10 protein-coding genes, 1 tRNA gene and 1 pseudogene are annotated in these 14,090 nt (G+C 35.1%); 2 read left to right on the top strand and 10 right to left on the bottom strand.

Going from position 1 to position 14,090, the window contains the following annotated elements; all coding sequences use genetic code 11:
- Positions 1–193: pseudogene (locus J3U59_RS11725) on the top strand (hypothetical protein); the annotation flags it as partial.
- Positions 194–308: 115 nt separating this feature from the next.
- On the opposite strand, the gene J3U59_RS11720 reads toward J3U59_RS11725, so the two are convergent.
- From J3U59_RS11720 to J3U59_RS11680, 9 genes are all read right to left on the bottom strand, one after another.
- Positions 309–384 (bottom strand) — tRNA-Ala (locus J3U59_RS11720).
- 128 nt (positions 385–512) lie between these two features.
- A complete protein-coding gene (secF, locus tag J3U59_RS11715) occupies positions 513–1,514 on the bottom strand; it encodes a protein translocase subunit SecF (protein ID WP_267334435.1) in 1,002 nt (333 codons plus the stop codon).
- A gap of 9 nt (positions 1,515–1,523) precedes the next feature.
- Positions 1,524–3,380 carry a protein translocase subunit SecD gene (gene secD / locus J3U59_RS11710; RefSeq protein ID WP_267334437.1) on the bottom strand — a complete coding sequence of 619 codons (1,857 nt, stop codon included), beginning with the start codon at positions 3,378–3,380 and terminating at the stop codon, positions 1,524–1,526.
- A gap of 58 nt (positions 3,381–3,438) precedes the next feature.
- Positions 3,439–3,771 (bottom strand): preprotein translocase subunit YajC, encoded by a 333-nt coding sequence (gene yajC / locus J3U59_RS11705; RefSeq protein ID WP_267334439.1) that lies wholly within the window; start codon positions 3,769–3,771, stop codon positions 3,439–3,441.
- 189 nt (positions 3,772–3,960) lie between these two features.
- Complete coding sequence (locus J3U59_RS11700) at positions 3,961–5,487, bottom strand: NADH-quinone oxidoreductase subunit N (protein ID WP_267334441.1); 1,527 nt, start codon at positions 5,485–5,487, stop codon at positions 3,961–3,963.
- 207 nt (positions 5,488–5,694) lie between these two features.
- Positions 5,695–7,239, bottom strand: coding sequence for a complex I subunit 4 family protein (locus J3U59_RS11695; protein ID WP_267334443.1), 1,545 nt, complete (start codon positions 7,237–7,239; stop codon positions 5,695–5,697).
- Between the two features lie 17 nt (positions 7,240–7,256).
- Positions 7,257–9,104, bottom strand: coding sequence for an NADH-quinone oxidoreductase subunit L (locus J3U59_RS11690; protein ID WP_267334445.1), 1,848 nt, complete (start codon positions 9,102–9,104; stop codon positions 7,257–7,259).
- Positions 9,101–9,403 (bottom strand): NADH-quinone oxidoreductase subunit NuoK, encoded by a 303-nt coding sequence (gene nuoK, locus J3U59_RS11685; RefSeq protein WP_267334447.1) that lies wholly within the window; start codon positions 9,401–9,403, stop codon positions 9,101–9,103. Before nuoK ends, J3U59_RS11690 begins: the two co-directional genes overlap by 4 nt.
- 1 nt (position 9,404) lies before the next feature.
- A complete protein-coding gene (locus tag J3U59_RS11680; protein ID WP_267334449.1) occupies positions 9,405–9,896 on the bottom strand; it encodes an NADH-quinone oxidoreductase subunit J in 492 nt (163 codons plus the stop codon).
- A 348-nt stretch (positions 9,897–10,244) separates the two neighbouring features.
- On the opposite strand from J3U59_RS11680, the gene ppc reads away from it, so the two are divergent.
- Entirely contained in the window at positions 10,245–12,890 is a 2,646-nt protein-coding gene (gene ppc / locus J3U59_RS11675; protein WP_267334451.1) for a phosphoenolpyruvate carboxylase, read from the top strand.
- A 37-nt stretch (positions 12,891–12,927) separates the two neighbouring features.
- Here the strand turns inward: ppc and J3U59_RS11670 are convergent, their stop codons facing one another.
- Complete coding sequence (locus J3U59_RS11670) at positions 12,928–13,989, bottom strand: SEL1-like repeat protein (RefSeq protein WP_267334453.1); 1,062 nt, start codon at positions 13,987–13,989, stop codon at positions 12,928–12,930.
- Positions 13,990–14,090 lie beyond the last annotated feature (101 nt).

Below are 14,090 nucleotides of genomic sequence, written 5' to 3'. Positions count from 1 at the left end.
GGAGTGTTTATGCTGGCAACCTCGTTGGCCTAAGGTCATTCGACAAGCAGGCAGAAAAGGCAAACCGATTCCGAAAGAAACCACCTTATCGGACTATTCCCCAAAAGTACAACAGGCCATATTAGAGAGCCGTTTAGAATGGGGTGTACGAGATGAAAAAACAGGTAAATGGGTTGATTATGGCAATTCTTAAAATAAAAACATATTGATCACGCTGTCAGTAGGTAGTATTACCCTAGTCTTTTAAACTTATGATTTGATTTGATGTGTTTTGCTGGGTTTAAAAAGAATATTTCGAAATATTGAATTGGTGGAGCCAAGGGGGATCGAACCCCTGACCTCAACGCTGCCAGCGTTGCGCTCTCCCAGCTGAGCTATGGCCCCAAATAGAAAGGGATAAAAACTGGTGGTAATAATATGCAACTAGACCATAGGTGTCAATCTATTTGATGTTAATTGTTAAAAAAACAATCAAATAAAGCCCTTTCACTATGTGAAAGAGCTTTATATAACTAACGTAAAATCGATGGTTGATCTGCGCCTTCAACTTCCACTTTTGGTGGCATAAAATGTTCGCGTTTTATACCTAATTTAAGTGACATATAAGCAGCAACATAAATTGATGAAATTGTCCCTAAAATAATACCAACGCCTAATGTTTCAGAAAAACCTTTTAACATTGAACCGCCAAAAATATACAGGATAATCACAACTGCAAGCGTTGTTCCTGAAGTCATCAGAGTGCGGTGTAAAGTCTGGGTTAACGAAATATTAATGACATCATAAGGAGAAGCTCGACGAATTTTTCTAAAGTTTTCACGAATTCGGTCAAATACAACAATGGTATCGTTAAGAGAATAGCCAATGATGGATAACATTGCAGCAATAATCGTTAGATCTAATTCACGTTGAAATAACGATAAATAACCAGCAGTTATCACAACATCATGCGCTAATGCAACTACTGCACCCGTACCAAATCGCCATTCAAAACGAAACGCGATATAGATCAAGATACAAATTAACGCAGCGCAAATCGCTAAGATACCATCTTGTGCTAATTCAGCACCAACAGTCGGACCTACAAATTCAATACGTTTAATCTGCGCATCAGCATCAATATCTTTATGGATTAAATTAGAAATTTTACTGCCTAACGCATTATCAATAACAGATGATACCGTACCGTTTTCTTGTTTGGCCGCAGCCAATCGAATGATAATATCTTTACTGCTACCATAGTATTGCACGACGGGCTCATGATAACCGGCGTCCCGTAAACTATTACGCAGATCATCAAGATTAACTGCTTTTGTCACCGTAATTTCAACGGTTGTACCGCCGGTGAAATCTTGTCCAAGATTAAAACCCTTAACAAAGATAACGACAACTGAAGCGACTACGAGTAGCATTGAAATCACAAAAGCGATAAAACCAAATTTTAAAAAGTCGAGCACTCTGCGTCCATGATTTAGTTCTCTAACATCATGATTTTCTTTTTTATCAACAGTCACAATAAACCTCTAAATTGATAACTTATTAACGCGACGACCGCCATAAATCAAATTAGCTAATGCTCGAGTACCTACGATCGATGTAAACATCGATGTTACAATACCGATACCCAAGGTGATAGCAAATCCTTTAATCGAGCCAGTACCCACAGCATAAAGAATAACCGCGGTAATTAATGTGGTAATATTCGCATCGAAAATACTACTCCAAGCCCCAGCATAACCTTCATTAATGGCATGTTGTACACCGCGACCATTACTGAGCTCTTCTTTAATTCGTTCATTGATAAGAACGTTAGCATCAACGGCCATACCTACTGTTAATACAATCCCTGCAATACCTGGCATACTTAATGTTGCACCTGGTAATAATGACATAGCGCCCACAATTAGTATTAAGTTGGCAACCAACGCAAGGCTAGCAAACACACCAAATAGACGATAAACAATGAGCATAAAGAAGACAGAAATGAGTAGTCCCCAAACACAAGACTCTAAACCTTGTGTGATATTCTCTTGTCCCATTGATGGTCCAACTGTACGCTCTTCGATAATTTGAATCGGTGCAATTAAGGCGCCAGCTCGTAATAGTAGGGATAGATTTTTAGCTTCATCAACACTACTTATCCCTGTCACCTGAAAACGATCACTAAAAATACCTTGAATTGTCGCAACATTGATTACCCGCTCTTGTTTTTCAAGAATAGGTTTATCATTTTCGTCACGTTTTCCTGTATCTTTATATTCGACAAATAACGTTGCCATCGATTTTTTGAGATTTTTCTGAGTAAAATCTAGCATCGTTTTACCACCAGAACTATCAAGCGTAATAGCAACTTCTGGTTGGCTATATTCATTGACTCTGAATGAAGAATCAGTAATGTGATCACCAGTTAGTACTACACGTTTATAGAGCAAAACAGGGCGCCCGTTTTCCATATATTTGATTTCAGAACCATATGGAACGCGCATATCACCTTTGATAATAGCGGGTAAATTAGGGGTGTTATCTTCATTTACTTGCCTAAACTCAAGGGTGGCTGTTGCCCCCAAAATACGTTTAGCTAAAGCAGTATCTTGAATACCCGGTAATTCCACCACAATGCGATCTGAACCTTGACGCTGCACAATAGGCTCAGCAACACCTAATTGATTTACACGATTACGTAAAATAGTGGTATTTTGTTGAACAGCATCATTTTTGGCTTGTTGTAAACGCTGTTCACTGATATTGATAGTAATACTATTTTCAGTTTGTGAGGTAAGTTTATAATCTGGTAAACCATTAATTTTAGTGATAGCTTTATTACGATCTTCAATATTCGCAAATTGCACAACAATTTGTTGATTGCCCTCTTTATTGATGGCTGCATAATTTAATTTGCTATTTGTTAACTCAAATTTTAAATTTTCAGTCGATTGTTCAATGAGCTTACTGAGTGCTGTTGTCATATCAACTTCCATTAAGAAGTGAACACCACCACGTAAATCAAGACCAAGTTTCATTGGTTCGGCACCTAAAGCCGTTAACCAAGCTGGAGTTGCTGGTGCTAAATTGAGTGCAACAATATAATCATTCCCTAACTCTTGTGAAATTAACTCTTTGGCTTTGAGCTGAGTATCATTATCACCTACACGAATTAAAATAGATTTATTTTCAAAGACAAATGATTTAGGTTCTATATGATTATCAGTCAAGAGTTTTTTAATTTTATCTTGGGTAGCAACATTAATTTCAGCAGTATTTGAACCGGAAATTTGTATAGCGGGATCTTCACCATAAATATTTGGAAGTGCATAAAGTAGGCCGGCGAGAATAACGACGACCAACATAATGTACTTCCACAAAGGATAGCGATTTAACACGACATATTCTCTTGTGGAATTAGCTAATTAACACAATGAACTATAACAGCTTTTGCTATTATAGTGACTTCATTGTCCCTTTTGGTAAAACAGATGTGATAAAGTCACGTTTGATAACAACCTCTGTTGTATCATTTAACTCTAACGCAATATAACCATTGTCGTTAACTTTAGATACACGACCAATAAGTCCACCATTGGTTAACACTTCGTCACCTTTTGAAATCGAAGCCATAAGTTCACGATGGGCTTTAGCACGTTTTTGTTGTGGGCGCATAATCATAAAATAGAAAAACAGACCAAACACAACCAACATGATAGGTAAAAAATAAGGATTGCTTTCAGCCGCAGCCCCTTCAGTTGCATAAGCATTAGAAATTAAAAAGTCCATATAGGTCCTCTTGATTCAAATAAAATATTAAAGGTCGGAATTATAACACAATAACTAAATCTATTATTAACTATTTCTTGTCAAAATGTTTAAGGTAACAGATATTTTCTAATATAAAAAAGACCCAAGTACATTGTTCAAATCAATTTCAATCTAACTGTAAAAACTTTTTAAGGCGAAAAACGCTTATTAAGTCGTCAGATATTGCGCCATACTCACTAAATTAAATAGCCATTTAGGATAAATACCACAAATGAGAATTAATAAGGCAGACAACGCAATAATGAGTTCGCTTATTTTAATATCCTGCCATTTTAGTTTGATAATAGCACTATTTAATATCTGATCGTCTCGACAAGAAGGCCTAATATAAAGATTAATAATTAAGCGTGCATAAAAATATAAACCTAGAGCGCTACCAATTACCACTGCAGCAATTAACCACCATAATTCAGCAGTTACCCCCAACAGTACTAATAGAAAACGACCAACAAACCCTGCTGTAAGGGGGACTCCAGCTAACGATAATAATCCAACGGCCATCGTTAATGCTAAGATAGGTCTACGCCAGAATAATCCCGATAAATCCACTTCGTTTTCATGATCTTGCAATTCATCAGAATGTGATTCTAAACTAATCACACCTAATATGCAGATATTGGCTAAAATATAGCTAATTAAGTATACCCCAATTGTTTCTAAAGCTAATACTTGATATTGCACAGCAATTAAGGCAATGAGTAAATAACCAAAATGTGCAATGGAGGAATACGCTAATAGCCGTTTTAGACTACTTTGCATTAAAGCAATTAAATTTCCCCATAGTATTGATAATAGTGCCATGATAACAAGTATCATTCGAATGGTTTCATTATTAACAATCGGTGCCAATAAAAACAACCTTGCAATAGCACAAAATAGTGCGACCTTTCCTACTGTTGATAATAATAGAGCAACAACTGTCGGTGCACCTTGATAAACATCGGGCAACCATAACTGAAAAGGCACTAATGAAAGTTTAAAACCAATCCCAACTAACATTAAACAAACGCCCATTAGTAATAAATTACTTGGGTAAGACATAGTTGAAAGTTGGTAACTTAACCCGCTAAAAGTTAGCTCGCCAGTTGTTGCATAATAAAAGGCAATGCCCATCAATAAAAACACACTAGCCACAGCGGATAAAATCATATATTTAACGGCAGCCTCTAAGGAGTGAGTTTGTATATATTGATAGCCAATTAACCCAACAAATGGAATTGAAAGTAATTCAATGCCAACAAAAAAAGAGATCAAATGGCTAGCATAGACTAGTGTAACGCCGCCTAATGTCATAAAGAGTAAAATAACATAAAACAAACCATGAGCAATTCTTTCATGGACAAACCAACGATAGGCTAAGCAAGATACTGTAATTGCAATGATTAAAATTAAACTGGTATAAAGCAATCCATAACCATCACAAGTAAATAAGGCAGTAATTTGATGCGCTTTCCATTCTTCCATTGAAGGATCTGTGTTCGATTTATCTTCAATATTTCCATTATTAGTATCTGAGGTTGTGTTGGAATTAACATCAGTTTGATTGTTTTGTTGAGCGTTATCATCAGCCTTTGTTTCGGGCTCAGTGGGCACAGCATCAACAGCAATCGTTTCCTCATTATTTGGTACAGAGTCTGCTTTGGTTGTTACATCCGAATTTAAAGATATTTGCATATTATCGCTGCTTATATCTGTTATCATCTGAGTATTGAACGATATTTTGTAACCAATCATAGAAGAACATAGCAATGCACAAACTAAACCACACACGGTTAAAAAAGCACACCCTTTTGTGTTCATTTTCAGAAAAAATAGGGCAATAAGCAAAACAATGATAGTAAAGCTTAAAACAAATATCGGCGATAAGGCTATCATAAGTTATTACTCTCCCGCGCGCTCTGCTGTAATGTATTGTTGGGTTTGGTTGACAACAGAATATGACATATCCAACACTATTTGTGGGTATAAGCCAATAAAAACTAATACCATTAATACACTAGTTAATAATGAAATATCTTTTCTACTAAGGTGATATTTAGCTGAATGATTTCTTTCTACAACACCATAAAAAATTGGTTGCATGCGAATAATCAATGAAATTGACAATAAGAGTAAACCAATCACTAACAAAATAGTGTAATAAGAGAATGATGTATAGCTACCAAGTAACATCATATAGTTGCCAACAAAATTAGCAGTACCTGGAATACCTAAAATAGCCAAAATAAAAAATAAGGTAAATGTAGAAAGATAACGAACTTTCTGTTTAAGACCTGTAAATTGATTAATATTACGCGTTGAGTAACATTCAACTAACAGTCCACTAATTATAAACATGCCAACGATAACTAAATTAATGGCAATCATTTGTATCACAATACCTTGATAAGCAATCACTGAACCACTGTAGATAATTGCTGTCATATAGCCCATTAAAGCAATATGTACATAAGCAATTAACTTTTTGATATCAGTTTGATTAAACGCTAATAGCGCTGCATAAACCAAAGTAAATAATGCTAATATTAAGATTAATGGCATAATCATAACTGAAGCATTTGGAAACAGAGGAATCACAATTCTAAATAGCCCAAAGGTAGCTGTTGTCAGAAGTAAACCACTAATCATCATTGATCCCGAAGTGGATGATTCAATATGGGCATCAATAAACCAGCGATGAAATGGTACAAAAGGGATGCGTACAATAAAAGCGGCTAAAAAACCGAGCATTAGTAAAAATTCAGTATAGCTAGAAATGGGGGTTTTGGTTAAAACTTGATAATCAAAAGTCCAATGACCCGTTAAATTCCAATTAATTAACGCTAATGACACAATGGATATTAACATTAACAAACTACTAATTTGAGTATAAATCAAAAATTTGCTCGCACCATTAAAACGCAATTGGGAACTTGAGTCGCGACGCCCCCATAAAGAAATGATAAAATAAATAGGAATTGCTACCGCTTCCCAAAAAAAGAACATCAAAAACAGATCGGTGATAACAAATAACATCATAATAGCTGATGTCATAAATAAAATGCATAAATAAAACAAACCAAAATTATTCAAACTTTCTTTACTGGAATAAACAATTGTCAGTAATACAATAAAAAGTGTGGAAGCAATTATCACCAACGATAAGCCATCTAATACCAAATGGAAATGAATATTTAGCAAAGGAATCCATTCAATATTCACTTCTTCAAGCCAGTTATTACCTTGTTGTAATACCGTTAATCCATCTAACCATAAGATTAAAGCAAGCATTAACGTAATTAAAATTGTCAGAAATGCAATGACCATTGGTAACTTATACCAACGCGATGGTAGATAAGAAGTTCTAACAATTCGCAATAAAAAAACATGGCATAACCAACTAATAAATCCGCCTATTACAGGTAAGAATACAAGCGATAACAACATGAAAGATTACACCTTTATTAAATAAAAACGAGTAACATTAATATAATAATGCTTCCCATGACAATTGAAACCATATACCACCTTATATGCCCATTTTCTAAGCTGACAATATATGAGTTAACTTTCTTTATCCCTAACATTATCCAATTATCCCATAATGCTAAAGGATCTTGTTTAAGTAGGTTAGCTAAAAATAGATAAGGTTTAACAAATAGGTAACTGACAACATAATCAAAGCGCCAATCGCCATTACATAATCGCGCAAAGAATTTAATCATTGGTGTATTAAGTATTTCTTGCACTTCACTATTCGGATGTGCGTACAAAATATAGGCGATAAGAAAACTCAATAATGTTACAGCAGCGAGTAGTAATTGAAACGATAACTGACCGTTAGTATCAAGTTCAGCAATAGGAATAAGCCCTTGAACAGGTAGCGGGAAATAGATAAAAATTGCTGTTGTAAAAATCAATAGGATAAAGGCTGGACAATAACTTATCCACATAGTTCTATTAAAGTCAAAAATCTTTGGTTTATGATAAAATGCGGTAAAAATTAGTCGCCAAATACTTAAACTAGATAACAAAATACCTAATAAACCAATAGTACCAGCCATGAGATGATCTTTAGCCATTAGCCCCCAAATAATATCACCTTTGATATAAAAAGAGGCGGAGATCCAAGGCATGGCACTTAATGACAACATAACAAGCAAAAATATGGCATACAACATTGGGAATGATTTGACTAATCCACCAAGCTTATTGATATCACGCTCACCATGACATTTTTTAATTAAAATCGCAGAGGCAAAAATGAGTAAAGAGCTGGTTACCGCATAATTGATTAAACAATTGAGTGATAAATTCCAACTTTGTGTGGAAAACGCATAAAATAAGTAACTAAGCTGAGCAAGGTTAGTAAAAGTGATTATACGCTTAATATCACTTTGAACTAGAGCAATTGAACTAGCAAATAATACGGTTAACGAAGAAATAATTGTCATAATGGCTAACGTATCACTCGACATCATAAACAAATTACTTAAACGTAGAACCAAATATACCCCTGCTAAAATAACCGTAGATGATTGCAGCAAAGCCACTGCTGGCATAGGTGCTAATGTTGTTTCAACAAACCATGAGTGCATAGGGAATAGTGCAGATTTACTTATTGCCCCTAAAAATAACATCAATGTTATCCAAAAAATAACATCTGAATCGATAGCTAGATTATCATGAGCTTGAGTTAAAATGTCACGAATATTTAACGTATCTAAAGTTTGATACAGTAAAAAAATACCAATAATAAGAAAGATATCGGTTAAATGCATGATAACAAAGGCTTTAACAGCAGCATAACCATTACGCACCTGCTTATAATAAATACCAATAAGTAAGTAAGTACTTAAACTTACCCCCTCCCAACCAATTAACATAACTAAGAGATTATCAACTAGTACAATAGTTAGCATACTAGCAATTAATAAATTACTATACGCATAAAAATTATAAATATCTTTTTTTGAGGTTAAATAACAGGCTGCAAAAAAATAAATTAATAGACCAAAAAAGGCAATTAACACCAGAAAAGTAAGCGATAAACCATCTAGCGTTAAAGATAAAGGAACAACAAAATCACCGACTGAAAACCAATTCCAAAGTGGTCGGCTATAGACTAACGTCATATCAGGTACAGTATTTTTACTAAAATCAATACATGAAAATAGCGTAATAAGAGCAACAATTAGCATTGTGCTAAAGCCAATAATCATGACATTAATTGACCGAATATGTCTCCCTAGACAAACTAATAATAAAAAAGAGACTAAAGGAACAATAATAGTTAAATAAAGTAAGTTCATCCTTTCATTTCACTCAATGAGTCAATATTAAATATTTTACGGCGGTATATTAATTTCATCAGCAACGCAAGCCCAACACACGCTTGCGCTAATACAGTAATGACAGCTAAAATAGCCAGAATTTGTCCTTCTGGCTGTTGCCAATAACTACTAGCAGAAACCACAGCGACGATAGCGCCATTATTCATAATCATAAGGCTTAATAGTAGAAAGTAAAAATTACGTCGAATCATCACCCCTAATAAGCCAATTACAAATAATACAGACGCAAGAATAAGACAATGCATTAAAGGAATCATATTATTTCTCCGACAATAGCCGATGCATAAAATGATAAGCAATAACAACTGCACCTAACAACAAAAAAACAGCCAATTCAGACATTAAAATGTAAGCATATACTGACATTTCATGCATTAACTCATGTGACTCTTTAATCTGAGAATAGTCAGTACTCACTACTCCATAAATTAGTACGACTAATAAAATAAAAGCTAAAACTAATGGGCCTAGCCAAATTTTAGGACTGATGCCTCGCTTTTTATTCTCAACATTGTCGACACGAATTCGTAGAATAGTTGCAACAGATAAAAATAACATCACTGTGCCACCAATAAATAAAATAATGTATAAAACAGCAGAAAAATACGTATCGAGTAAAATAAATATTAAAGCTGAAGCGAAAAGCGCAATAATAAGGTATAAAATGGCTTTATCAACACGTAAGCAACTAATCACTTTTATACTGGCAATAACAGTAATAATCGACGCAATATAGAAAACAATAAGCATCAAATAACAATCCAATATACATTAATCATTGCCTTAGTATATACCCAAATCCTATTAAGATACAGTTTACAGACAATCTGTTAACAGAAAACAAGCATTTAAAAACATAATCTGACTAAAAAATACGCTTAATTAATTTTTTTATCTATTTAGATAATGATGAGAATATAATTAAAACAATTAAAACAATAAAGAATATAAAATTTTATGATTTAAATTCAATGTGGTATTGTTATAAAGTATATATCTTAAACAAATTAGCAATGACTTATATCTTAGCCTTTAAATTGTAATAATCGTTTTACAGTTTAAAGTTTAGTTAGCCATAATTATGAAAATGAGAACAGAATGAACAGTGAATATTCCTCAATGAGAAGCAACGTCAATATGCTAGGGACTTTACTCGGTGATGCAATTAAACGCGCCACTGGTAATGAAACATTTGATTTAGTGGAAGAAATAAGACAATTATCGAAATCAGCACAGCAAGGTAATAAACAAGCCCATAATGAATTACTTAAATTGATTGAAAATTTAAATGATGAAGATTTGTTACATGTTGCTCGAGCATTTAATCAATTTTTAAATTTGGTTAATACTGCCGCCGAATATTATGGTATTTCTCCTCATGGCGAAGCATCGAGTAGCCCTAAAAAAATGACGGAATTATTTAGTACATTAAAAAAACTCAATTTTTCAAATCAAACCATAACACAAGCTATTAATGATCTTTCGATTGAACTCGTATTAACAGCTCATCCAACCGAAATTAATCGCAGAACAATGATTAATACCTATACGGCTATTAATAATTGTCTATCTCAACTAGATCATAATGATTTAGCTGATTACGAAATAGAACGGATCATGCGCCGTCTTAAACAACTTGTCTGCCAAGCATGGTACACCGATGAAATCCGTAAAAAACGCCCTACACCGCTTGATGAAGCAAAATGGGGATTTTCAGTCATTGAAGATAGTTTATGGGAAGGGGTGCCACTGTTTTTACGTGAATTTAATGATCAATTAGTTGATGCATTTAACGAACAATTATCGGTTGATCATGTTCCAATTAAATTTACCTCATGGATGGGGGGCGACCGTGATGGCAACCCAAATGTAACAGCTAAAGTGACAGAAAAGGTCATGTTACAAGCTAGGTTAAAAGCAATTGAGTTATTTTTAGCTGACATTCAAATACTGGTTCGTGAATTATCGATGAGTGAATGTAGCCAAGCGGTTATCAACTTGTTAGATGAAAATAATAAATCTGCCTCTGAACCTTATCGAGCAGTGATGAAACAGTTACGAGCTCGACTAGTGAAAACCCATAGTTATATTGTTTCATTACTGAATAATGAACAAGTCATCCCCCCTACAGATATCTTAATTAAAAATGAACAACTGTGGACACCACTTTATACCTGCTATGAATCATTAATTGAAAATGGCATGTCAACAATAGCACATGGTCCACTACTTGATACGTTACGACGTATAAAAAGCTTTGGTTTACAATTAGTCAGGTTAGATATTCGCCAAGATAGCGCTGTCCATACTGAAGCACTAGATGCATTAACTAAAGAGCTGAACCTAGGCAGTTATGCCCAGTGGTCTGAAGATGAAAAACAGGCATTTTTATTAACAGAATTGCAATCAAATCGCCCTTTATTACCTTACCGCTGGCAACCACCAGAAATGGTACAAGAAGTTTTAGATACTTGCCGTGTTATCAAAAAGGCAGGACAAGAATCGATTGCATCTTATGTTATATCAATGGCCAAAGCGCCTTCAGATATTTTAGCGGTTTACCTACTCTTAAAAATGGTCGACTGTCAAAAAAATATCCCTGTTGCTCCATTATTTGAAACCTTAGATGATTTAAATAATGCCAAATCTGTCATGCAAAAACTTCTGGATATTCCTTGGTACCGTGAAAAGATTCAAGGTAAACAGATGGTCATGATTGGTTATTCTGACTCTGCTAAAGATGCAGGTACGCTCGCTGCATCGTGGGCACAATATCGTTCACAAGAAGAGTTGGTTCACCTATTTGAAAAATATAATATCAATCTTGTGCTCTTTCATGGGCGAGGTGGATCGATAGGTCGAGGCGGTGCACCCGCACATGCGGCATTACTTTCACAACCACCAGGATCGTTAAAAGGTGGTCTTCGCGTGACAGAACAAGGTGAAATGATCCGCTTTAAACTGGGTTTACCGGAAGTAGCTCTAAGCAGTTTGATGCTATATGCATCAGCCATTTTACAAGCTAACTTATTACCTCCACCAGAGCCTAAACAAGCATGGCGTGATATTATGGATGAAATGTCTGATATATCATGTCGTTGCTATCGAAGTTATGTACGTGAACGTGCCGAATTTGTCGATTATTTTAGAGCAGTAACGCCAGAAGCAGAACTTGGACGATTACCACTTGGTTCTCGTCCACAAAAACGACGAACAGGTGGCGGTATTGAAAGTTTACGCGCCATTCCGTGGATTTTTGCTTGGACACAAAACCGTTTGATGGTGCCATCTTGGTTAGGTGCCGGTAGTGCACTTAAACAAGTGATTGAAGAAGGAAAAAAAGATTTACTTAAAGACATGTATCATAATTGGCCGTTTTTTAATGCACGTTTAGGTATGTTAGAAATGGTTTACGCTAAAGCAGCACCAAATATTCATGAATATTACGAGCAAAGACTTGTCGATCCGATTTTATGGCCGTTAGGTGAAGAATTAAGAAATTTATTAACTCAAGACATTAACACCGTACTAACTATCACCGATGATATTAGCTTAATGGCTGACTTGCCTTGGATTGCTGAATCGGTTGCATTACGTAATACATATATCGAACCGTTAAACTTATTACAAGCTGAATTATTGAGACGTTCGCGTAATCGCAGTGAAGAAGAAAATACAACGGTTGAACAAGGATTAATGATTACTATATCCGGAATTGCTGCTGGTATGCGTAATTCAGGGTAACGGATCATCAAAAAATAAAAAGAGCAATTTGCTCTTTTTATTTTCCCGATAATAACTGATCTAAATAAGCTTTAGCATCTTTGTCACCTTGCTCGCTTGCTTTAGTAAACCAATAAATCGCCCGATTGGTATTTTTTTCAGTCCCTTCGCCTTCAAGGTACTTTATACCTAAATTATATTGCGCATCAACACTACCTTGTTCTGCGGCTTTAATGTACCATTCTACAGCCTTCTTGGTATCTTTTGGTACGCCGCCACCAACTTCATACATCACGCCAATATTGTATTGTGCATCAGCATTACCCGCTTCAGCCGCTTTAGTAAACCAGTATGCAGCTTTGGAATTATCAGATTTTGTGCCAGTTCCTGTTGCATACATAATGCCCAAGTTATACATCGCTAGTACATGCCCTCGTTCTGCGGCTTGAGTATAAAAATAAGTAGCAGCGACATAATCTTTAGTTAAACCATCACCATGTTCTGACATCAAACCTAAATAGTATTGCGCTTCTGGATTATTATTTTTAGCGGCCTTACTAAACCAATCTGCCGCAACCATTTTATCTTCTTTTACACCATCGCCAAAAAAATACATGATACCTAAATTAAGGTAAGCATCTAAAACGCCTTGCTCGCCAGCTTGAGTAAAATAATCAATTGCACTTAACGTATTTTTAGTTGTCCCTTCACCATTTTTATACATTAACGCCAAATTATATTTAGCTAAGGCATAATTTTGGTCTGCTGCGCGTTTATAATATTGAAATGCCTGCACAAGATCAGCTGTGGTACCCAAACCATTTTGATACATATAAGCCAGATTATTTTGCGCTTTAGCTAATCCTTGATCCGCTGCTTTTTTATACCAAAAAAAAGCTCGAATATCACTAACATCAACGCCTAAGCCTTGCTTGTAAATAGTTCCCAATGAGAATTGAGCTTGGGCATCACCTTTTTCAGCTGAAACCCGTAAAGAAGGGATTAATGAACCAGGATCTGCAACCTTCAGTTCAGTATCTGCCTGAGTTTTGGTTTCACTTGCCAAGACACCATAAGAAAACCAAAACATAAGCGCCAATAAAATTCGAAATTTTTTCATAATTATTTAATTGCCATAACATGGGTAATAATTATACATAAATGCATAAAAAGGTGATAGTTTTTGTTTATTTTAAGTAAATTTATGTAAAAGATATTGTT

It is taken from the genome of Gilliamella sp. B3783 (assembly GCF_026536125.1).
GTDB lineage: Bacteria > Pseudomonadota > Gammaproteobacteria > Enterobacterales > Orbaceae > Gilliamella.
The sequence above is the reverse complement of the archived record's forward strand: the minus strand, read 5'-3'. Positions and strand labels throughout refer to the sequence as shown.